The sequence below is a fragment of the Variovorax sp. genome, from assembly GCF_965279555.1.
GTDB lineage: Bacteria > Pseudomonadota > Gammaproteobacteria > Burkholderiales > Burkholderiaceae_C > Variovorax.
The window spans coordinates 4198688-4218460 of the sequence record NZ_OZ257247.1; the positions used below are offsets into that span (position 1 = coordinate 4198688).

General features: G+C 68.6%; 19 protein-coding genes. 7 read left to right on the forward strand and 12 right to left on the reverse strand.

Features of this window, described 5'->3' with window-relative positions:
• Positions 1 to 9: 9 nt before the first annotated feature.
• The 3 genes from ACQY8B_RS19750 to mtgA are packed head-to-tail and all read left to right on the forward strand — an operon-like array spanning position 10 to position 2496.
• Positions 10 to 864, forward strand: coding sequence for an energy transducer TonB (locus tag ACQY8B_RS19750; protein WP_422088259.1), 855 nt, complete (start codon positions 10 to 12; stop codon positions 862 to 864).
• A gap of 28 nt (positions 865 to 892) precedes the next feature.
• Positions 893 to 1756 (forward strand): shikimate dehydrogenase, encoded by an 864-nt coding sequence (gene aroE / locus ACQY8B_RS19755; RefSeq protein WP_422088260.1) that lies wholly within the window; start codon positions 893 to 895, stop codon positions 1754 to 1756.
• Positions 1753 to 2496, forward strand: coding sequence for a monofunctional biosynthetic peptidoglycan transglycosylase (gene mtgA, locus ACQY8B_RS19760; protein ID WP_422088261.1), 744 nt, complete (start codon positions 1753 to 1755; stop codon positions 2494 to 2496). The genes aroE and mtgA overlap by 4 nt, the downstream gene beginning before the upstream one ends.
• Here the strand turns inward: mtgA and ACQY8B_RS19765 are convergent.
• Positions 2462 to 2887 (reverse strand): DUF2809 domain-containing protein, encoded by a 426-nt coding sequence (locus tag ACQY8B_RS19765; protein ID WP_422088262.1) that lies wholly within the window; start codon positions 2885 to 2887, stop codon positions 2462 to 2464. The genes mtgA and ACQY8B_RS19765 overlap by 35 nt on opposite strands.
• A gap of 9 nt (positions 2888 to 2896) precedes the next feature.
• Between ACQY8B_RS19765 and ACQY8B_RS19770 the strand changes: the two genes are divergently transcribed.
• The 3 genes from ACQY8B_RS19770 to ruvC all read left to right on the forward strand — a co-directional run bounded on the left by ACQY8B_RS19770 (position 2897) and on the right by ruvC (position 5505).
• Entirely contained in the window at positions 2897 to 3769 is an 873-nt protein-coding gene (locus ACQY8B_RS19770; protein WP_422088263.1) for a lysophospholipid acyltransferase family protein, read from the forward strand.
• A 172-nt stretch (positions 3770 to 3941) separates the two neighbouring features.
• The gene (locus ACQY8B_RS19775; protein ID WP_422088264.1) at positions 3942 to 4931 is read left to right on the forward strand and encodes a phosphatidate cytidylyltransferase; all 990 of its coding nucleotides are present in this window, start codon (positions 3942 to 3944) and stop codon (positions 4929 to 4931) included.
• 25 nt (positions 4932 to 4956) lie between these two features.
• Positions 4957 to 5505, forward strand: a complete 549-nt coding sequence (gene ruvC / locus ACQY8B_RS19780) for a crossover junction endodeoxyribonuclease RuvC (RefSeq protein WP_422088265.1) — start codon at positions 4957 to 4959, stop codon at positions 5503 to 5505.
• Between the two features lies 1 nt (position 5506).
• Here the strand turns inward: ruvC and glyA are convergent, their stop codons facing one another.
• Positions 5507 to 6829: a serine hydroxymethyltransferase gene (glyA, locus tag ACQY8B_RS19785; protein ID WP_422088266.1), complete on the reverse strand. Its 1323-nt coding sequence runs from the start codon at positions 6827 to 6829 to the stop codon at positions 5507 to 5509.
• Positions 6830 to 6998: 169 nt separating this feature from the next.
• Here glyA and ACQY8B_RS19790 point away from each other — a divergent pair, with 169 nt between their 5' ends.
• Positions 6999 to 7910, forward strand: coding sequence for a LysR family transcriptional regulator (locus tag ACQY8B_RS19790; protein ID WP_422088267.1), 912 nt, complete (start codon positions 6999 to 7001; stop codon positions 7908 to 7910).
• A gap of 14 nt (positions 7911 to 7924) precedes the next feature.
• Here the strand turns inward: ACQY8B_RS19790 and ACQY8B_RS19795 are convergent, their stop codons facing one another.
• The 10 genes from ACQY8B_RS19795 to murD all read right to left on the reverse strand — a co-directional run bounded on the left by ACQY8B_RS19795 (position 7925) and on the right by murD (position 19770).
• A complete protein-coding gene (locus ACQY8B_RS19795; protein WP_172839926.1) occupies positions 7925 to 8101 on the reverse strand; it encodes a hypothetical protein in 177 nt (58 codons plus the stop codon).
• Positions 8102 to 8125: 24 nt separating this feature from the next.
• On the reverse strand, positions 8126 to 9049 hold the full coding sequence (gene lpxC / locus ACQY8B_RS19800) for a UDP-3-O-acyl-N-acetylglucosamine deacetylase (protein ID WP_172839925.1): 924 nt from the start codon (positions 9047 to 9049) through the stop codon (positions 8126 to 8128).
• A 320-nt stretch (positions 9050 to 9369) separates the two neighbouring features.
• Complete coding sequence (gene ftsZ / locus ACQY8B_RS19805; protein WP_422088268.1) at positions 9370 to 10581, reverse strand: cell division protein FtsZ; 1212 nt, start codon at positions 10579 to 10581, stop codon at positions 9370 to 9372.
• 170 nt (positions 10582 to 10751) lie between these two features.
• A complete protein-coding gene (gene ftsA / locus ACQY8B_RS19810; RefSeq protein ID WP_081270183.1) occupies positions 10752 to 11981 on the reverse strand; it encodes a cell division protein FtsA in 1230 nt (409 codons plus the stop codon).
• A 28-nt stretch (positions 11982 to 12009) separates the two neighbouring features.
• Positions 12010 to 12759 (reverse strand): cell division protein FtsQ/DivIB, encoded by a 750-nt coding sequence (locus ACQY8B_RS19815; RefSeq protein WP_422089080.1) that lies wholly within the window; start codon positions 12757 to 12759, stop codon positions 12010 to 12012.
• Between the two features lie 136 nt (positions 12760 to 12895).
• Complete coding sequence (locus ACQY8B_RS19820) at positions 12896 to 13867, reverse strand: D-alanine--D-alanine ligase (RefSeq protein WP_422088269.1); 972 nt, start codon at positions 13865 to 13867, stop codon at positions 12896 to 12898.
• Complete coding sequence (gene murC, locus ACQY8B_RS19825) at positions 13864 to 15339, reverse strand: UDP-N-acetylmuramate--L-alanine ligase (protein ID WP_422088270.1); 1476 nt, start codon at positions 15337 to 15339, stop codon at positions 13864 to 13866. Before murC ends, ACQY8B_RS19820 begins: the two co-directional genes overlap by 4 nt.
• Positions 15336 to 16397 (reverse strand): undecaprenyldiphospho-muramoylpentapeptide beta-N-acetylglucosaminyltransferase, encoded by a 1062-nt coding sequence (murG, locus tag ACQY8B_RS19830; protein WP_422088271.1) that lies wholly within the window; start codon positions 16395 to 16397, stop codon positions 15336 to 15338. The genes murC and murG overlap by 4 nt, the downstream gene beginning before the upstream one ends.
• Positions 16394 to 17692, reverse strand: a complete 1299-nt coding sequence (gene ftsW / locus ACQY8B_RS19835) for a putative lipid II flippase FtsW (RefSeq protein WP_422088272.1) — start codon at positions 17690 to 17692, stop codon at positions 16394 to 16396. The genes murG and ftsW overlap by 4 nt, the downstream gene beginning before the upstream one ends.
• Positions 17689 to 19770 (reverse strand): UDP-N-acetylmuramoyl-L-alanine--D-glutamate ligase, encoded by a 2082-nt coding sequence (murD, locus tag ACQY8B_RS19840; protein ID WP_422088273.1) that lies wholly within the window; start codon positions 19768 to 19770, stop codon positions 17689 to 17691. The genes ftsW and murD overlap by 4 nt, the downstream gene beginning before the upstream one ends.
• Positions 19771 to 19773: the final 3 nt, after the last annotated feature.

A 19773-nucleotide genomic window follows, 5' to 3' on the forward strand; every position in this document is an offset into this window, starting at 1 on the left:
GTTTAGAGAATGAACTTCAAGGACCTCAGCACGCTGCAGATCGCCCTGGGCGTGTCGGTCATCGCGCATGCCGCGCTGCTCGCGGTGCGCTTCGTCGACCCCGAGTCGTTCAACAAGGTCTTCAGCGAAACGCCGCTCGAAGTGATCCTGGTCAACAGCAAGACGCAGGACAAGCCAGACCCGAAGGCCAAGGTCATGGCGCAGACCTCGCTCGCGGGCGGCGGCGACCTCGAGCAGGGCCGCGCCACCAGCCCGCTGCCGCCGTCGAGCTTCACCTCGGTGGGCGACTCCTTCGAGGATTCGCGGCGCCAGGTCGAAGCCATGCAGGCCCAGCAGATGCAGATGCTCGCGCAGCTCAAGCGCGAACTGGCCGCGATGCCGGTGCCGGACCCGCGCAATCCGGGCGACCCGACCGAAGCGGCCGCGCAAGAGGAAAAGCGGCGCCAGATGGTCGAGATACTCGCCCAGATCGAGCGCCGCGTGAACGAAGAAAACGCGCGCCCCAAGAAGCGCTACATCAGCCCGACCACGCGCGAGGCCTCCTTCGCCGTCTACGTCGACAAGATGCTTCGCCGCATCGAGGCGCGCGCCGCAGAGAACTTTCCCCAGATCGCCGGCCAGAAGCTGTACGGCGAACTCAAGATGACCATGACCGTCAACTTCGACGGCAAGGTGCTCGCCGTCGACGTCGACCAGAGCTCGGGCAACATCGCGCTCGACCGCCGGGCGCAGGCCATCGTTCGCAGCGTCGGCAGCTTCGGCAAGTTCACCGACGCGATGCGCCGCGAACAGGCCGACCAGATGGTGATCCAGGGGCTGTTCCGCTTCGCGCGCGACGGCACGATGGAAATCACCTCCCAATAGCCCAGAGACGGCCGCGCCGCCCAACACCATGGACCTGTACTGCGTCATAGGCAACCCCGTCGAGCACAGCCGCTCGCCGCACATCCACGCCCGCTTCGCCGAACTCTGCGGCCAGCAGATGGACTATGGCCGCCGGCTCGTTCCCATCGGCGCTTTCGCCGAAGGCATCGCGGCCTTTCGCGCCGAGGCGGCAGAACGCGGCGACACCGCGCGCGGCTGCAACATCACCGTGCCCTTCAAGTTCGAAGCCGCCGCGCTGGCGCATCACACAAGCGAACGCGCCAGGCTCGCGCAGGCCGTGAACACGCTGCGCTTCGAGGCCGACGGCGGCATCCACGCCGACAACACCGACGGCATCGGCCTGGTCAACGACATCGTGCGCAACGCGGGCGTGCCGCTGCAGGGCAAGGCGCTGCTGCTGATCGGCGCGGGCGGTGCGGCGGCCGGCGTGCTGGGCCCGCTGCTCGACGCGGGCGCCGCGCGCGTCGTGGTGGCCAACCGCACCGTCGACAAGGCCATCGAACTGGTGCGCCGCCATGCCGCGGTTGCGCTGCGCCACGGCGCCTCGCTCGAAGCCTGGGCGCTCGACAAGGTGCCGGGCGCGTTCGACGTGGTGGTCAACGCCACGGCCTCCAGCCTCGCGGGCGATGCGGTGCCGGTGAGCGCCGAGGTGCTGCGCCCCGGCGGCCTCGCGGTCGACATGATGTACGGCCCCGCCGCCGCCGGCTTCATGGCCTGGGCCGAGGCGCACGGCGCGGTCGCGCGCGACGGGCTGGGCATGCTGGTCGAACAGGCGGCGGAAGCGTTCGAGATCTGGCGCGGCGTGCGTCCGCCCTCGGCCCAGGTGCTGGCCGAACTCCGAAGCTCACTCGCCGCCGCCTCGAAAGCATGAAAGCCGTGCTGCGCCTGATCGCCTGCCTCGTGGTGGCGGGCGTGGCACTCGAGCTGTTCTTCGTGGCGCGCATCGCGGCCATGGCCGTGATCAACCCCGAGAGCACGGCGTTCCAGCGCTCCGAAGCCTTCCAGATCGCCATCCACAAGGGCAGCGGTGGCGGCTGGCGGCAGCAGTGGGTGTCGTATGCGCAGATCAGCGACAACCTCAAGCGCGCCGTCATCGCGAGCGAGGACGCGGGTTTCGTCGACCACAACGGCGTGGAGTGGGAAGCCATCGAACGCGCGCGCCAGCGCAACGCCAAGGCCGAGGAGCTGGCGGCCAAGCGCTCCGCCCGTGCGGTGGCGCGCGGCAAGCCAATGCAGCCTGTGCGGCTGCGCGGCGGCTCGACCATCACGCAGCAGCTCGCGAAGAACCTGCTGCTCTCAGGCGAGCGCACCATGCTGCGCAAGGGCCAGGAGCTGGTGCTCGCCACGCTGCTGGAGCTGCTGCTCGACAAGCAGCGCATCCTCGAGATCTACCTCAACAACGTCGAGTGGGGCGAAGGCGTGTTCGGCGCGGAAGCAGCGTCGCAGTACTACTTCCGCAAACCGGCTTCACGCCTGAGCGCCAACGAGGCAGCGCGCCTGGCCGTGATGCTGCCGAGCCCCAAGTTCTTCGAACGCCGTCCCGGCTCGCCTTACCTGAGCGGCCGGGCCTCGACGGTCATGGCGCGGATGCCGGCGGCCGAGCTGCCCTGACGGACCTGAAACCGCCGCGCAGGCGCTCGATGCCAAGCACGCCGAAGAAGCCGAGCACGTAGGCCACCACGTCCCACCAGTCGGCCGTGCTGCCGAGCACGATGCGCAGGGCCCGGTTCGAGATGCGCAGGTGCCATGCCGACGCGAGGTACTGCCCCAGCTCCACCGCGCAACCCACCGCCAGCGCGGCCAGCGCCAGCGGCAGCACGCGCGCGCCGATGGCCGTCCTGAACACGAAGTACACCCAGACCACGGCCAGCACGTCGCCGAAGAAACTGCGCACCCAGCCCCATCGCGCGCCGACGGTGGCCAGCAGCACGAGAATGAAAAACAGGGCCACCGCCCACGCCAGAGAAAGAGGATCGAAACGCCATCGCATGGCCCGTATCATCGCGCCCATATGCTGGCAAAGCTCACGGGTTGGTTGTTGTTGGGAATCGTCCGGTTGCTCACTGGCGCGCAGGCGCGCTGGTACGGCTGTCCACCGAAGGCCGAGCAGCGCATCTATTTCGCCAATCACCAGAGCCACGCCGACCTCGTGATGATCTGGGCCGCGCTGCCGGAGGAACTGCGCAGCATCACCCGGCCGATCGCGGCGCGCGACTACTGGGCCAACACGCCGGTCAAGCGCTGGATCACGACGGAAGTGTTCAACGCGGTGTACGTGGAGCGCGCGGCAACGACACCTCCCGCCCCCGCGCCTTCCGTGGAGGTACCGCCGCCCATGGCCGCTGAACCGGCGCCGCCGGCCGGGCGCATCGAGCCTTCGATGGAACCGCTGCTGCCGATGTCCCTGCCCTTCGTCGATACGTCGGCAGAGGTCATGAACGAAGTGCAGGGCCAGCTGGATCTTCCGCCACCGCCACCGCCACCGCCACCGCCGCCACCTGCGCCTCCCCCTGCCACACCCGCCCCGGAACCCGAGGCCGCTGCGGCCGCGCCCGCAGCAGCAGATCCGCTGGCCCCGCTCATCGAAGCCCTGCGCAGCGGCGACTCGATCATCATCTTCCCCGAGGGCACGCGCGGCCACACCGGCGAGCCGCAGAAGTTCAAGTCGGGCCTCTACGCGCTCGCCACGATGTTCCCCGAGGTGGTGCTGGTGCCGGCCTGGATCGACAACGTGCAGCGCGTCATGCCCAAGGGCGAGATCGTGCCCGTACCCATCCTTTGCTCCGTCACCTTCGGCGCGCCGATACGCGTCGAGGAAGGCGAGGAGCGCCGTCCCTTCCTCGACCGTGCACGCGCTGCGGTGATCGCTTTGCGCGATGTCTGACATGAAGCACTTCTTGATCGACCTGCACAACAGCCGCGTCCATTGTGTGAAGGGCGCCGGGTGGCTCCCGCAGCGAAATAAAGGAGGAGGCCGCAGGCCGGGGGACATTCGCGGAGGGAGCTACCCGGTGGCCTTCACACACGCCCCGAACAAACCCGAAGCGCAGTAAAAAATGAACCAGTTCCTGCGCAACCTGACCCCGACCCAACAGGTCGCGGCCCTCTTCCTCATCGTCTTCGGCGTGCTCGCGATCGTGAGCGCCACGGCCTTCTTCCTCACCTTCAGGGAGCGCCGCAACCCCGTGCACGACGCCACTTGGCAAGCCGAGCTGGCCCACTTCCGCGGACTGCTCGGCACCACCTGGTTCATGGCGGTGATCTTCTGGATCGGCTGGGCGCTGGGCGAGACGGTGGCTACCGTGCTCTTCGCGCTGATCGCCTTCTTCTCTCTGCGCGAGTTCATCACGCTCTCGCCCACGCGGCGCGGCGACCACCGCAGCCTCATCCTCGCCTTCTTCGTGGTGCTGCCGATCCAGTTCTGGCTCGTGGCCACCGCGCGCTTCGATCTTTTCACCGTGTTCATTCCGGTCTACGTGTTCCTCGCCATTCCGGTGGCGAGCGCGCTGGCCAACGACCCGAGCCAATTCCTCGAACGCAACGCCAAGCTGCAGTGGGGCATCATGGTCTGCGTCTACGGCATGAGCCACGTGCCGGCGCTGTTGCTGCTGAGCTTTCCGGGCTACGAAGGCAAGAGCGCCTTCCTCGTGTTCTTCCTGGTGTTCGTGGTGCAGACCTCGGTGCTGGTGCAGCACCTCATCTCGCGCCGCACCCAGCGCGCGCCCTTTGCGCCCAACGTGAGTCGCAGCTTCAACTGGACCAGCTGGGGCATCGGCATCGTGGTGGCGAGCCTGGTGGGTGCGCTGTTCTCTTTCATCACGCCGTTCAAGTTCGGCCAGGCGCTCGCTGTGTCGGTCATCGCGTGCATCGCCGGGTCGATGGGGCACCTGGTGATGAAGGCGCTCAAGCGCGACCGCGGCATTCCCAACTGGGGCAAGAAGGGCGTGGGCGTGACCGGGGCCAACGGGTTGCTCGACCGCGTCGACGCGCTGTGCTTTGCGGCGCCGATCTTCTTCCACTCGATCCGCTGGTACTTCAACGCCTGAGGCAGCAAAGGCCTCCTTCCTGTTCATGCGAATTCTTGGCATCGACCCCGGCTTGCAGACCACCGGCTTCGGCGTGGTCGATGCGGACGGCCACGCGCTGCGCTACGTGGCCAGCGGCACCATCAGCACGCGACACCTGGGCACCGGCAATCTGCCGGCACGGCTCAAGGTGCTGTTCGACGGCATCGCGGAAATCGCGGCGCGCTACCAGCCCGATGCGTCGGCGGTGGAAATCATCTTCGTCAACGTCAACCCGCAGTCGACGCTGCTGCTGGGACAGGCGCGCGGCGCCTGCGTGACCTCGCTGGTCAACAGCAACCTCTCGGTGGCCGAGTACACCGCGCTGCAGATGAAGAAGGCGGTGGCCGGACACGGGCAGGCCGCCAAGGCACAGGTGCAGGAGATGGTGAAGCGCCTGCTCGACCTGCCGGGCCTGCCGGGCGCGGACGCGGCCGACGCGCTGGGCATCGCCATCACGCATGCGCAGGTGGGGCGCTCGATGGCGCGGCTCGCGCAGGCGGCCGAGCTTTCGAAGACGCATGCCGGCACCTACCGGCAAGGCCGCTCGCGCTGACTCAGCGCACGACGTAGCGCAGCTCGCCCAGGCGCTTGCGGCGCTCGCGCACTTCGACGGCCACCGAGGCGGCATCGCCTTGCAAGGCGCGCGCGATCCACGACGCCAGCTGCGGCATGTCTTCGGCCGTGAGGCCGAGGCGCACGATTTCCGGCACGCCGAGCCGCAGGCCGTTGATGTCGCCATCGACCGGCGCAATGGGCAGCCCTATGCCGCAGGCCAGCAGGCCGCCTTGCGCAAGCAGCTTCGCGGCGCGCTGCCCGCCGCCCCATCGCGCGGCCTCGACCGCCAGCTGGTGCGACTGCGTGAAGCCGCGCGCCTTCGCGAACACCGGCAGCCCCTCGGCATCGAGCGCGCGCGCCAGTGCCTGCGCGGTCTCGCGCATCGCTGCCGCATACGCCCTGCCGTGCACCTTCCAGTCGAGCAGCCCGCGGGCCAGCGCGGCGGTGCGGCCCGCGTCCGAATTGGCCGTGAGGCCCGGATAGGCGATGGCGTCGATGCGCTCCATCAGCGCCGCATCGTTCGACACGATCAGCCCGCCCGCCGGGCCGCCCAGGCTCTTGTAGGTGCTCGTGGTGATGGCATGCGCGCCCTCTTCGAGCGGCTGCGGCCACGCCTTGCCGGCCACCATGCCCGACAGGTGCGCGGCGTCGAACAGCAGCTTCGCGCCCACGCTGTCGGCAATCTCGCGGATGGCGGGCACGGGGTGCGGAAAGAGATTGAGGCTGCCGCCGATGGTGATGAGCTTCGGCCGCACCTCGCGCGCCAGCCGGGCCATGGCGGCCACGTCGACGGTGTAGCCGTCGGCATCGACGGGAGCCGGCACGGTCTTCAGGCCGTAGAGCCCGGCCGCGCCCGCCGCATGGTGCGTGACGTGCCCGCCGATGGCCGCGGGCGGCGCGATGATGGTGTCGCCGGGCTGGCAGGTGGCCATGAACACATAGAGATTCGATAGCGCACCCGAGCCCACGCGCACCTCGGCGAACTGCGCGCCGAACACCTCGGCCGCCAGTTCGGCGGCGACCACCTCGATGCGCTCGATGGCTTCCAGCCCCATCTCGTACTTGTCGCCGGGGTAGCCGAGCGAAGGGCGCGAGCCGAGCCCGCGCGACAGCAGCGCCTCGGCCGCCGGGTTCATGACATTGGTGGCGGGGTTGAGGTTCAGGCCGTCGACGTCGTGGATGCGGTGGTTGTCGGCAACCAGCCGCTCGATCTCCGCGGCAATGCCCGCCGCGTCGCGCGCTGAGGCATCGGCGGCGATGGAGAGCACGTGGTCTTCGCTGGCGGCGGGAACCCAAAGGCGGCGTTGCAGGGCGGCGGGCATGCGGCGTATCTCGCTGGAAGTGGTGTGTGGCCGCATCGTCGCCCGTCGCACGGCAGCGGGCAAACCGGATAATCTGTGCCCGAGCCCTAGAAAAACTTGGCCTTATGTCTCTCGGATTCTCACCATGCCGCTCGCACCGCCCCGCCCTCGCCTACCTCCGCACACCGCCGTGCGCGCCTTCGAAGCCGCCGCGCGCCACGGCAGCTTCGCGCGGGCGGCGGAAGAACTGTTCGTCACCCCGGCCGCCGTCGCGCAGCAGATCAAGGCGCTGGAGACCTGGGCCGGCGGCGCGCTGTTCGAGCGGCACAGCCAGGGCATACGCCTGAGCGCGCACGGACGGCGCGCCCTGCCTGCACTCAGCGCTGCTGTCGACCAGCTCGGCCTGGCGGTGCAGGCGCTGCGCCACGAAACCCAGACCGCCGCTCGCCGCAGCACGCTGCAGGTGGCGGCACTGCCTGCCGTGGCGCAGCTGTGGCTGTCGCCCCGGCTCTCGCGATTGAAAGCCGCACTGCCCGGCGTGCAGGTGTCGGTAACAGCGCTCGAGCAGCCGCCGAACTTTCGCCGCGAACCCTTCGACCTGGGGTTGTTCTATGCGCGGACCGGCGAGCAGATCGAGACTGCTGTGGGCGCGCAGGCGATACCGCTGGCGCGAGACCGCCTGCTTCCCGTTTGCAGTCCGCGTCTGCAGCAGCCGCTGCCCAGCGGCCGGCCCCGTTCACTCGACGACCTGGCGGAGTTGCTGGCCCGCTGCGGCGGCCTGCACGACACGGTGTGGCGTGACGACTGGCAGCGCTGGCTGCAAGCCACGCGCGCCGGCACCACGACTGCCGAAGCCGATGCACTGGCTGCGGGGCCGGACTTTTCGCTCTACAGCCTTGCGCTGCAGGCCGCGGTCGACGGCGAAGGCGTGCTGATGGGCCGCGAACAGCTCGTCGCGCCACTGCTCGCCCAAGGCAAGCTGCATGCGCCGTGGGGACGACCAAAAGCGCTGGGAGACTCCGTCATGCTGCTGGTGCCGGCCCATCGCAAGGGGCCGCTGCTGGCGCAGCAGGTGCAGGCACTGCAGGCGCTGGCCGCCTGAGTGAGGGGTGTCGACTAGGCTACGCGTTCGGCGATCAGAACGGCGAAGAAACCGAACGCCGCCAGCAGCGTCCACTTCAGCACGATCCAGCCGAAGCGCCGGTACTTGACCTGCCCGGTACCCGCATAGAACGCAAAGGACACGCCCGCCACCAGCAGAAGCAGCAGGATGGCCCAGCGAAAAAGAAGCATGTGTGAACGTGGCCTGCGCCGGGTCTACCAGGCGCGGGCGACTTCGCCGAAGCCGCGCGGCGCGCGCTTTTCGTCTTCGAAGGTCACGACTTCGTAGGCGTCGCTGTGCGAGAGCAGTTCGCGCAGCAGCTTGTTGTTCAGCGCATGGCCCGAGCGGAACGCGGTGTACGCGGCCAGCAGCGGCTTGCCGATGATGTACAGGTCGCCCATGGCGTCGAGGATCTTGTGCTTCACGAACTCGTCGTCGTAGCGCAGGCCGCCTGCATTGAGCACCTTGGTGTCGTCCATCACGATGGCGTTGTCCAGGCCACCGCCGAGCGCGAGGCCCTTGCTGCGCATGTACTCGACCTCTTTCGTGAAGCCGAAGGTGCGGGCGCGCGCGATGTCGCGGCTGTAGGAGTCGGTGCCCAGGTCGAACTCCACGCGCTGGCCGGTGGAGTTGACGACCCGGTGGTCGAAGTCGATCTCGAAGCTCAGCTTGAAGCCGTGATACGGCTCCAGGCGCGCCCACTTCTCGTTGGCGCCCTCGCCTTCGCGCACCTCGACCTTGCGGGTCACGCGGATGAAGCGGCGCGGCGCCTTCTGCAGCGCGATCCCCGCGCTCTGCAGCAGGAACACGAATGAAGAAGCCGACCCGTCGAGGATCGGCACTTCGTCGGCCGTGATGTCGATGTAGAGATTGTCGATGCCGAGGCCCGCGCAGGCCGACATGATGTGCTCGACGGTCTGCACCTTGGCGCCACCGGTGGAGACCGTGGAAGCCAGGCGCGTGTCCGTGACCGACTCGGCGGTCATGCGAATGTCGACCGGCTCGGGCAGGTCGACGCGGCGGAACACGATGCCCGTGTCGGCCGGCGCGGGGCGCAGGGTCAGTTCCACGCGTTGGCCGCTGTGGAGCCCCACGCCCACGGCGCGGCTGATCGACTTGAGGGTTCGTTGTTGCAGCACGCCCTCGATTTTAGGCGCGCGACGGGCATGACGCCCTATGCCCCTGGCTATGGCACCGATAGACATGTGTTCTATGCAACCCCGCCGGACCGGCACGAAAAAATGGACGCAAAGGGCACGAGGTGGACGCAGCGCCTAGAGCCAGCAGACGTCCCTTTCAGGTCGTCCCCGTACCCCTTGCGAACCCTCGTGCCCTCTGCGTCTCGCTGAGTCACTTCGCGAACACCGAGGAACCGGCTCCGCCGGGCCTCAGGTGTTGCCCCCGGCAGGGGGAAGGCGAAGCGACACGAAGTGCGCGCAGCCTGGGGGCGAGCCCAGTATCAGTCGGCCTGGCGGCGCAGGAAGGCCGGAATCTCGAAGTCGTCCATGCCACCCGACGACAGCGCGTCCACCTTGGCGGCGGCCATCGTGCGGTTGGTGCGCCACACGCTGGGCACGGCCATGCCGTCGTAGTTCGGCTGGCTGCCGCTGCTGTGCGCATGGCCGGTGCCGCCGAGCGTGGGCACGGTGAAGCCGATGTTGTCGGTGCCGGTGCGGATCACTTCCAGCGTAGGTGCCTGGCGGCGTGCGTCGGCGCGCGACAGGCCGGTGGCCACCACGGTCACGCGCATCTCGTCGCCGAGGCTGTCGTCGTAGGCGGCGCCGTAGATCACGTGCGCGTCCGGCGAAGCGTAGGCGCGGATGGTGTTCATCGCCAGCTTCGACTCGTTCAGCTTCAGCGAGCCCTTCGATGCCGTCACCAGCACCAGCACGCCCTTGGCGCCCGAGAGGTCGATGCCTTCGAGCAGCGGGCAGGCCACGGCCTGCTCGGCGGCGATGCGCGCGCGGTCGGGGCCTGCGGCCGCGGCCGTGCCCATCATGGCCTTGCCGGGTTCGCCCATCACGGTGCGCACGTCTTCGAAGTCGACGTTCACGCCGCCGTACTCGTTGATGATTTCCGAGATGCCGCCCACGGCGTTCTTCAGCACGTCGTTGGCTTGCGCGAAGGCTTCGTCCTGCGTGACGTCTTCGCCCAGCACGTCGAGCAGCTTCTCGTTGAGCACCACGATCAGCGAGTCGACGTTGGCTTCGAGCTCGGCCAGGCCGGCGTCGGCGTTGGTCATGCGGCGGCCGCCTTCCCAGTCGAAGGGCTTGGTCACCACGCCCACGGTGAGGATGCCCATTTCCTTGGCGACGCGTGCGATCACGGGTGCCGCGCCGGTGCCAGTGCCGCCGCCCATGCCGGCGGTGATGAACAGCATGTGCGCGCCGTCGATGGCCGCGCGGATGTCGTCCACCGCGAGCTCGGCGGCCTCACGGCCCTTGTCGGGCTTGCTGCCGGCGCCCAGGCCGCTGGTGCCGAGCTGGATGATCTTGTGCGCGCTGCTGCGCTGCAGTGCCTGGGCGTCGGTGTTCGCGCAGACGAACTGAACGCCCTGCACACCGCGCTCCATCATGTGGGCGACCGCATTGCCGCCGCCACCGCCGACACCGATCACCTTGATCTGCGTGCCCTGATTGAACTCTTCGACTTCGATCATTTCGATGGTCATTTCTAACTCCTTGAATCTTGCAGTTGCCGTTATGTGTCTATGAATATTTCTTGTGCCGCGACGAGAACAACGATGCGCTCGTCATGGCGGTGGACCTGTGCGTCGCCATCGCTCGTTGAAATGCAATGGAGGGCTGCCGCGCGCGAGCCAGAGTGGAGACTTGATCATCGTCAGAAATTCCCCACTATGAAGTCCTTGAAGCGGCCGAATGCGGTTTTCACCGACCCATTCTTCTGCGCGACCTTGAAGCCGCGCATGCGCGCGAAGCGTGCCTCTTCGAGAAGGCCCATGACTGTAGCCGCGCGAGGCTGCGCGACCATGTCGGACAACGCGCTGGAGTACTTCGGAATGCCGCGTCGCACGGGCTTGAGGAAGATGTCTTCGCCAAGCTCGACCATGCCGGGCATCACCGCGCTGCCGCCCGTGAGCACCACGCCCGACGACAGCACTTCTTCATAGCCCGACTCGCGCACCACCTGCTGCACCAGCGAAAAGATTTCCTCGATGCGCGGCTCGATCACGCCGGCCAGCGCCTGCTTGCTCAGCATGCGCGGACCGCGGTCGCCGAGGCCCGGCACTTCGACTTGCGTGTCGGGGTCGGCCAGCAGCTGCTTGGCGAAACCGTTCTCGACCTTGATGTCCTCCGCGTCCTTGGTCGGCGTGCGCAGCGCCATCGCGATGTCGCTCGTGATGAGGTCGCCCGCGATCGGGATCACGGCCGTGTGGCGGATCGCGCCGTTGGTGAAGATCGCCACGTCGGTGGTGCCCGCGCCGATGTCGACCAGCACCACGCCCAGCTCGCGCTCGTCCTCGGTCAGCACCGCCTGGCTCGATGCCAGCGGGTTCAGCATCAGCTGGTCGACCTCGAGGCCGCAGCGGCGCACGCACTTGATGATGTTCTCGGCCGCGCTCTGCGCGCCGGTCACGATGTGCACCTTGGCCTCGAGCCGCATGCCGCTCATGCCGATCGGCTCCTTCACGTCCTGGCCGTCGATCACGAACTCCTGCGGCTCCACCAGCAGCAGGCGCTGGTCGCTCGATATGTTGATGGCGCGCGCCGTCTCCACCACGCGGGCCACGTCGGCGGGCGTCACTTCCTTGTCCTTCACCGCCACCATGCCGCTCGAGTTGATGCCGCGGATGTGGCTGCCGGTGATGCCGGTGTAGACGCGACTGATCTTGCAGTCGGCCATCAGCTCGGCTTCTTTCAGCGCCTGCTGGATGCTCTGCACCGTGGCGTCGATGTTCACCACCACGCCGCGCTTGAGCCCGTTGCTCGGCGCGATGCCGAGACCGGCCAGCTTGAGCTCGCCGCCGGGCAGCACCTCGGCCACCACCACCATCACTTTGGCGGTGCCGATGTCGAGTCCTACGACCAGGTCTTTGTATTCTTTGGGCATTGATATGTCCTCGATTCCTCGGTATTCGCTACTTGATTTTTCTTGGGGCCTCTGGCGAGACCGTGGTGACGCCGCGCAGCCGCAATGCATACGCGTCGTTGTGGCGCAGATCGGCGCCCTCGACATCCGCCACCGTGCGGTGGTACTGTCCCGCGACCTGGGTCACGGTCTTCAGGAAGCGCTGCAGGCGGGCCGTCACTTCTTCGCTCTGGCCGCGGCCCAGCTCGATCTCGGCGCCGGTGTCCAGCACCACCTTCCAGCTGCCCCGGCTCGACAGCGTGAGTTCGTCGATGCTGAAGTCGTAGGGCTTGAACTGCGGCTGCAGCACCCGGTACATGCCCAGCACCTGGCCGGCCTGTTCGATCGGGCCGTCCAGGCGCGGCAGGTTGTCGTCCACCTCGGCCACATTGGCCTCGAACACATCGCCAAAGCCGTTGATCAGCTTCGAGGCCGCCTCGTCGCCCCAGATGGCCACCGGCACCTGTTCGGTCAGCGTCACGCGCAGCTTGTTCGGAAACTCGCGCCGCACCACCGCGCTGCGCACCCACGGCACCGACTCGAAGGCCGCGCGCGCGCGCAGCAGGTCGATGGTGAAGAAGTTGCCCTTGAGCTGCGGCGCCACGTTGGCGCGCAGCGTGACCGCGTTGTTGTGCGTGACCTCGCCGTCCACCTTGATGCCGACGATCGGGAAGAAAGGCTGGCGCAGCACCCACCATGCGCCCGCCGCAAGCAGCATGAGCGCCACCGCCGCGAACGCAAGGTTGGCGACGATGTTCATGAGCTTGACGTCGAAGGGCGCGGTAGTACTCACGCATGCTCCCCCAGGCTACGCCGCCGCGCGGCTGCGCCCACCCCCTCGCAAGCGAGGGGGCGAACGCCTTCGGGCGGCCGGGCGGCGTTCTTGTCGGCCATGGCTATACCGAGCCTCCCTTGGCGTCGAGCGTGGCCGAGGCCAGCACCCGCACGCAGAGCTCTTCGTAGGCGATGCCCGCGGCGCGGGCCGACATCGGCACCAGCGAGTGGCTGGTCATGCCGGGCGAGGTGTTCATCTCGAGCAGGAAGGGCTTGCGGTCGCTGGCGCGGATCATCACGTCGGCACGGCCCCAGCCGCGGCAGCCGAGCGTGCGGTAGGCGGCCAGCGTGATGCGCTGGATCTCGTGCTCTTCCGCCTCGGGCAGGCCGCTCGGGCACTGGTACTTCACGTCGTCGGTGAAGTACTTGTTCTGGTAGTCGTAGGCACCTTCGGGCGCGGCGATGCGCACCACCGGCAGCGCACGCGCATCGAGCCCGTGACCGAGCACGGCGCAGGTCACTTCCTCGCCTTCGATGAACTCTTCGCACAGCACGTCGGCGTCGTACTTGGCCGACAGCGTGATCGCGTCCTGCATCTGCGAGTAGCCCTCGACCTTGGTCACGCCGATGGACGAGCCCTCGCGCGGCGGCTTCACGATCAGCGGCAGGCCGAGCACGTCGGGCACGGCCATGACCTGCTCACGGCTTTGCTGGTCGAAGGCCAGGCGCACGTACTTGGGGGTGGGCAGGCCGTCGGCCTGCCAGATGCGCTTGGTCATGACCTTGTCCATGGCCACGCTGGAGGCCATCACGCCCGATCCCGTGTAGGGAATGCCGAGCAGCTCGAGCGCGCCCTGCACCGTGCCGTCTTCGCCGTGGCGGCCGTGCAGCGCGACGAAGCAGCGCGCGAAGCCTTCGCGCTTCAGGTCGGCCAGCTCGCGCTGCGACGGGTCGAAGGCATGCGCGTCCACGCCGCGCGAGCGCAGGGCCTCGAGCACACCGGTGCCCGACATCAACGAAATTTCGCGTTCGGCGGAACTGCCGCCGAACAGCACGGCGACCTTGCCGAAGAGCTTGGGGTCCTGAAGGCTCATGCGGCCCTCCCTTTGCGCGAATCGCGCTGCGATGTTGAGGACGTGGCGCCCGCGGCAACAGCAGCAGCGCCGAGTTCGACCACCCTGGCCGGCACCGCGCCGATCGACCCGGCGCCCATCGAGAGCACCACGTCGCCCGGGCGGGCGTTGTCGAGAATGGCCTGCGGCATGGCAACGATGTCGTCGACGAACACCGGCTCGACCTTGCCCGCCACGCGCAGCGCGCGTGCCAGCGTGCGGCCGTCTGCCGCCACGATGGGTGCCTCGCCGGCGGCATAGACCTCGCCGAGCAGCACGGAATCGGCCGTGCCGATGACCTTGACGAAATCCTCGAAACAGTCGCGCGTGCGGGTGTAGCGGTGCGGCTGGAAGGCCAGCACCAGCCGCCGCCCCGGGAACGCGCCGCGAGCGGCCGCGATGGTGGCTGCCATCTCGACCGGGTGATGGCCGTAGTCGTCGATGACGGTGAAGGTGCCGGCAGCGGCGTCGCCGCCCAGCACCGCCACGTCGCCATAGCTCTGGAAGCGGCGGCCCACGCCCTTGAAGCCCGCCAGGCCGCGCTGCACCGCCTCGTCGGGAATGCCGAGTTCCACCGCCACCGCGATCACGGACAGCGCGTTGCGCACGTTGTGCTCGCCGGGCAGGTTCAGCACGATGGGCAGGTCGGGCAGCGTCACGCCGTTGCGGCGCTGCGCGGTGAAATGCATCTGGCCGCCGACAGCGCGCACGTCGATGGCGCGCACCTGGGCGTCTTCGCCGAAGCCGTAGCTGGTCACCGGGCAGGTCACGCTGGCGACGATCTCGCGCACCGCCGGATCGTCGGTGCACAGAATGGCCACGCCGTAGAACGGCATGCGGTGCAGGAAGTCGACGAAAGCCTTCTTGAGCTTCGCGAAGTCGTGCCCGTAGGTCTCCATGTGGTCGGCGTCGATGTTCGTGACCACCGCCATCACGGGCAGCAGGTTCAGGAACGAGGCGTCGGATTCATCGGCCTCGACCACGATGTAGTCGCCGCTGCCGAGCTGCGCATTCGCGCCCGCGCTGTTCAGGCGGCCGCCGATCACGAAGGTCGGGTCCAGGCCGGCGGCGTCGAGCACGCTCGCCACCAGGCTGGTGGTGGTGGTCTTGCCGTGCGTGCCGGCAATGGCAATGCCCTGCTTCAGGCGCATCAGCTCGGCCAGCATCAGCGCGCGCGGCACCACGGGAATGCGCTTCTCGCGCGCGGCCAGCACTTCGGGGTTGTCCGGCTGCACCGCAGTGGAGGTGACGACCGCGTCCGCGCCGTCGATGTGCGCGGCGGCATGGCCCACGAAGGTGCCGATGCCCAGGCCCGCGAGCCGGCGCAGCGTGGCGCTGTCGGCCAGGTCGGATCCGGTGATCTTGTAGCCCAGGTTCAGCAGCACTTCGGCGATGCCGCTCATGCCGGAACCACCGATGCCCACGAAGTGAATATGACGGATCGCGTGCTTCATTTGGCAAGCTCCTCGCAGGCGCGGACAACGGCTTCAACAGCCTCGGTCTTCTGCATGGTCTTGGCCTTGGCGGCCTTGTCGATCAGCGCGGTGCGCTCTGTGTTCTGTAGCAAGTCAGCCAGCAATTCAGGAGTGAGGTCGGCCTGTTGCACCAGCCAGCCGCCGCCCGCGTCCACGAGGAAGCGCGCGTTGGTGGTCTGGTGGTCGTCGACCGCCGAAGGGAAAGGCACGAACAGCGCTGCTGCGCCGACGGCCGCGATTTCTGTGACGGTGCTGGCACCTGCGCGCGCGACGATGATGTCGGCGTCCGCATAGGCCTGCGCCGTGTCTTCGATGAAGGGCGTGAGTTCGCCTTCGACGCCGGCAGCCGTGTAGTTGGCGCGCAGTTCGTCGATCTGCTTGGCGCCGCTCTGGTGCAGCACCTGCGGGCGCACTGCCGGCTCGATGCGGGCCAGCGCCTTCGGCACCACGGCGTTGAGGCCGCGCGCCCCCAGGCTGCCGCCCACCACCAGCAGCTTCAGCGGGCCGGTGCGGCCAGCGAAACGCGTGGCCGGATCGGCCTTGGAGGTGAATGCCTCGCGCAGCGGGTTGCCCACCCATTGCGCCTTCTTCAGCACATTGGGGAAGGCGGTGAACACGCGGTCGGCCACGCCCGCCAGCACCTTGTTGGCGAGGCCGGCGACCGAGTTCTGCTCGTGCAGCACCAGCGGCTTGCCCATCAGCACGCCCATCATTCCGCCGGGAAAGGTGATGTAGCCGCCCAGGCCCACCAGCACGTCGGGCTTCACGCGGCGCACCACGCCCAGGCTCTGCCAGAAGGCACGCAGCAGCTTCAGCGGCAGCAGGAACAGCGTGAGCGGACCCTTGCCGCGCACGCCGCCGAACTGCACCGGCTCGAAGGCGAAGCCGCGCGGCGGCACGAGTTTTTCTTCCATGCTGCCGGGCGCGCCCAGCCAGTGCACCTGCCAGCCGCGCTCGCGCAGGGCCTCGGCCACCGCGAGTCCGGGGAAGATGTGGCCGCCGGTGCCGCCTGCCATGACCAGCGCAGTGCGCGTCATACGCGGCCTCCCCGCATCAGCACGCGGTTCTCGTAGTCGATGCGCAGCACGACGGCCAGCGCCACGAGGTTCATCAGGATGGCCGAGCCGCCGAAGCTCATCAGCGGCAGGGTCAGGCCCTTGGTCGGCAACGCGCCGAGGTTCACGCCCATGTTGATGAACGCCTGGAAGCCGATCCACACGCCCACGCCCTGAGCCACGAGGCCCGAGAACACACGGTCGAGCGCGATGGCCTGGCGGCCGATGTGCATGATGCGGCGCGTGAGCCAGAGGAACAGGCCGATGATCAGCAGCACGCCGACCAGGCCGAACTCCTCGCCGATCACGGCGAGCAGGAAGTCGGTGTGCGCCTCGGGCAGCCAGTGCAGCTTCTCGACGCTGCCGCCCAGGCCCACGCCGAAAATTTCGCCGCGCCCGATGGCGATCAGCGAGTGCGACAGCTGGTAGCCCTTGCCCAGCGCATGCTCTTCGCTCCACGGGTCGAGGTACGCAAAGATGCGCTCGCGGCGCCACGGGCTGGTCGCGACGATGGTGCCGAAGGCCACCACCACCAGCGCGGCAATCACGAAGAACATGCGCGCGTTCACGCCGCCCAGGAACAGAATGCCCATGGCGATCACGGCGATCACCATGAACGCGCCCATGTCGGGCTCGGCCATCACCAGCATGCCGACCACCACCACCGCGATGCCCATCGGCAGCACGGCGCGGAAGAAGCGCTCCTTGATCTCCATCTTGCGCACCATGTAGCTGGCGGCATAGAGCACCATCGCGAGCTTGGCCAGCTCCGAGGGCTGGAAGCGCATGAAGCCCATCGGCAGCCAGCGGCGCGCGCCGTTCACGTTGATGCCGATGTGCGGAATGAGCACGGCCACCAGCAGCAGCAGCGACGCGACGAAGAGCCAGGGCGCGGCGCGCTCCCAGGTCTTCATCGGGATCTGGAAGGTCAGCAGCGCGGCGACGAACGCGAACACCACCGAAGCCGCGTGCCGCGTGAGGAAGTAAGAGGCGCTGTAGCCGGCGCGCGCGAAGCGCGGATTGTCGGGCAGCGCGATGGAGGCCGAATACACCATGATCAGGCCCCAGGTCAGCAGCGCGACCGTGACCCAGACCAGCGCCTGGTCGAAGCCCAGCACGCGCATGGGCGTGGCCTTGGTCTGCGCGATGCCGGCGCCGCCCAGCCGCACGGGCAGGTGCACCGGCAGCGCGTCGATGCCGCTGCGGGCGCGCCTGAACCAGCCACCGAAGCGGCTGGTGCGTGCGTTGGGCGTGGCGCCCGATGCGGCAGAGTTCAAAGCTGCTCCTGCGTCGTCGAAGAATCGCCCAGTCCGCGCGGGCTGTCCGCCCAGGCCTGCACGGCCTCGCGGAAGACATCGGCGCGGTGCTCGTAGTCCCTGAACATGTCGAAGCTCGCACAGGCCGGTGACAGCAGCACCGCATCGCCAGGGTTGGCGCGGGCGGCGGCGGCCTGCACGGCTTCTTCCATCGAGCCGGCGTGCATCAGCGAAACGCCGGTGGAAGCCAGCGCGGCTTCGATGATCGGCGCGTCGCGGCCGATGAGCACCACGGCGCGCGCGTACTGGCGCACGGGCGCGGCGAGCGGCTCGAAGTCTTGTCCCTTGCCCTCGCCGCCTAGGATCACGACCACGCGGCGCTCCTCGCCCAGGCCGGCCAGCGCGGCCACTGTGGCACCGACGTTGGTGCCCTTGCTGTCGTCGAAGTACTCGACCTCGTCGACGATGGCGATGGGTTCCACGCGGTGCGGCTCGCCGTGGTATTCACGCAGGCCGTAGAGCATGGGGCCGAGCTGGCAGCCGGCGGCGCTCGCGAGCGCGAGGGCGGCCAGCGCGTTCATGGCGTTGTGGCGGCCACGGATGCGCAGCGCGTCGGCGGGCATCAGGCGCTGCAGGAAGATTTCTTCCTCGACCACGGCGCCGCGCTTGCGCTTCTGGGTTTCGTCGGCTTCCAGCGCGCGCACCAGCCAGGCCATGCCGTTGACGCGCTCGATGCCGTAGTCGCCCGGGCGCAGCGGCATCGCGGCGCCGAAGGTGACGTGCGTGCGGATCTGCGGACGCTGCAGCTTGACGCGGACGGGCGCGGGCAGCATCGCCATCACGCCGGCGTCGTCGCGGTTGAGGATCATCAGCCCGCGCGCACCGAAGATGCGCGCCTTGGCCGCCGCGTAGGCCGGCATGTCGCCGTGCCAGTCGAGGTGGTCCTGCGTGAGGTTGAGCACGGTCGCCGCGGTCGGCTCGAAGTCCTGCACGCCATCGAGCTGGAAGCTGGAGAGCTCGAGCACCCACACGTCGGGCAGCGTGCCGGCGTCGATGTGCGCGGACAGCGTGTCGAGCAACGTGGGGCCGATGTTGCCGGCCACGGCCACGGTCTTGCCCGCGCGCTCGACCAACTGGCCGGTGAGCGAGGTGACGGTGGTCTTGCCGTTGGTTCCGGTGATGGCGAGCACCGCGGGCATGTAGCCCTTGGGCGCATCGGGCTCGACCGGCGGGGCCAGTTCGAGCTGCGGCGATTCTTCTTCGACGGCGGCCGAGGCCGGATTGGTGGCGGAAAGCTCGGCGATCTTGGCAACGAACTCCGCGGCTTCCTTGGCGGCCGTGGGAACGTAAGGCTTGCCGGTGGCGGGCAGGCGGGAACCGGTAGCGGGCGCGGGGGTCGCGCCCGGAGGCCCGGAGGCTTCGGGCGCTGCGGCTGGTGCTTCCGGGGTTTCGACAGCTTCGGTGCTTGCCTCGGGAGCGTCAGAAGGCGCGTCGGCTTCCGGAGGCTGCGGCACGGTAACGCTCAGCGAAGGATCGCGCGGCATGGCCTCGGCCTGTGCGGGAGCGATCGGCTCCGGCACGGATTCGGCAGCGGCTTCGGGCTGCTGCACCGGCTCGGCCACGGCTTCGGCCGGTTCAACGGACACGGGCTCTTCCAGCGGCAGCTCTGCCTGAGGCTCCGCCTCGGCAACGTCCACGGGCGCTTCAGGCACGGCTTCGGATTCCGGCTCGGCTTCCACCACCGGCACCTCGACGGTCCGCAGGTCCAGCAACGCACGCGCGAACAGGTCGAGTTCGCCGCCGACCGGCAGGCCCATGGCACGCGCGGCATCAGCCACCGGAGCGATGGTCGCGGGCGAAAGGCCCGGCGAGCGATACACCGCGCGGATCGGCGTGCCTTCGACCAGCGCGGCCATGAACGGACCGCCGACAAACGCCACATCGGGCCATTCCGCCTTCAGCGTCGCCAGCGAGGCGGGCGCCTCGCGGGTGTCGGCCACGGTCACGACGGCGCCGTGCCGCGCGCACCAGCGCGCCATCGCCAGCCCGGACGCACCGAGGCCGAGGATGAGAACGTGGAGGTCTTTCAGGTGCCGCATGTT

Bases quoted from the DNA above. Each gene is read 5' to 3' on its own strand.
- murC (WP_422088270.1), bottom strand. From the start codon at position 15,339: ATGAAGCACGCGATCCGTCATATTCACTTCGTGGGCATCGGTGGTTCC.
- ACQY8B_RS19775 (WP_422088264.1), top strand. From the start codon at position 3,942: ATGAACCAGTTCCTGCGCAACCTGACCCCGACCCAACAGGTCGCGGCC.
- ftsA (WP_081270183.1), bottom strand. From the start codon at position 11,981: ATGCCCAAAGAATACAAAGACCTGGTCGTAGGACTCGACATCGGCACC.
- ruvC (WP_422088265.1), top strand. From the start codon at position 4,957: ATGCGAATTCTTGGCATCGACCCCGGCTTGCAGACCACCGGCTTCGGC.
- aroE (WP_422088260.1), top strand. From the start codon at position 893: ATGGACCTGTACTGCGTCATAGGCAACCCCGTCGAGCACAGCCGCTCG.
- glyA (WP_422088266.1), bottom strand. From the start codon at position 6,829: ATGCCCGCCGCCCTGCAACGCCGCCTTTGGGTTCCCGCCGCCAGCGAA.
- ACQY8B_RS19765 (WP_422088262.1), bottom strand. From the start codon at position 2,887: ATGATACGGGCCATGCGATGGCGTTTCGATCCTCTTTCTCTGGCGTGG.
- ACQY8B_RS19795 (WP_172839926.1), bottom strand. From the start codon at position 8,101: ATGCTTCTTTTTCGCTGGGCCATCCTGCTGCTTCTGCTGGTGGCGGGC.
- murD (WP_422088273.1), bottom strand. From the start codon at position 19,770: ATGCGGCACCTGAAAGACCTCCACGTTCTCATCCTCGGCCTCGGTGCG.
- ACQY8B_RS19750 (WP_422088259.1), top strand. From the start codon at position 10: ATGAACTTCAAGGACCTCAGCACGCTGCAGATCGCCCTGGGCGTGTCG.
- mtgA (WP_422088261.1), top strand. From the start codon at position 1,753: ATGAAAGCCGTGCTGCGCCTGATCGCCTGCCTCGTGGTGGCGGGCGTG.
- murG (WP_422088271.1), bottom strand. From the start codon at position 16,397: ATGACGCGCACTGCGCTGGTCATGGCAGGCGGCACCGGCGGCCACATC.
- ACQY8B_RS19815 (WP_422089080.1), bottom strand. From the start codon at position 12,759: ATGAACATCGTCGCCAACCTTGCGTTCGCGGCGGTGGCGCTCATGCTG.
- ACQY8B_RS19770 (WP_422088263.1), top strand. From the start codon at position 2,897: ATGCTGGCAAAGCTCACGGGTTGGTTGTTGTTGGGAATCGTCCGGTTG.
- ftsZ (WP_422088268.1), bottom strand. From the start codon at position 10,581: ATGACCATCGAAATGATCGAAGTCGAAGAGTTCAATCAGGGCACGCAG.
- ACQY8B_RS19820 (WP_422088269.1), bottom strand. From the start codon at position 13,867: ATGAGCCTTCAGGACCCCAAGCTCTTCGGCAAGGTCGCCGTGCTGTTC.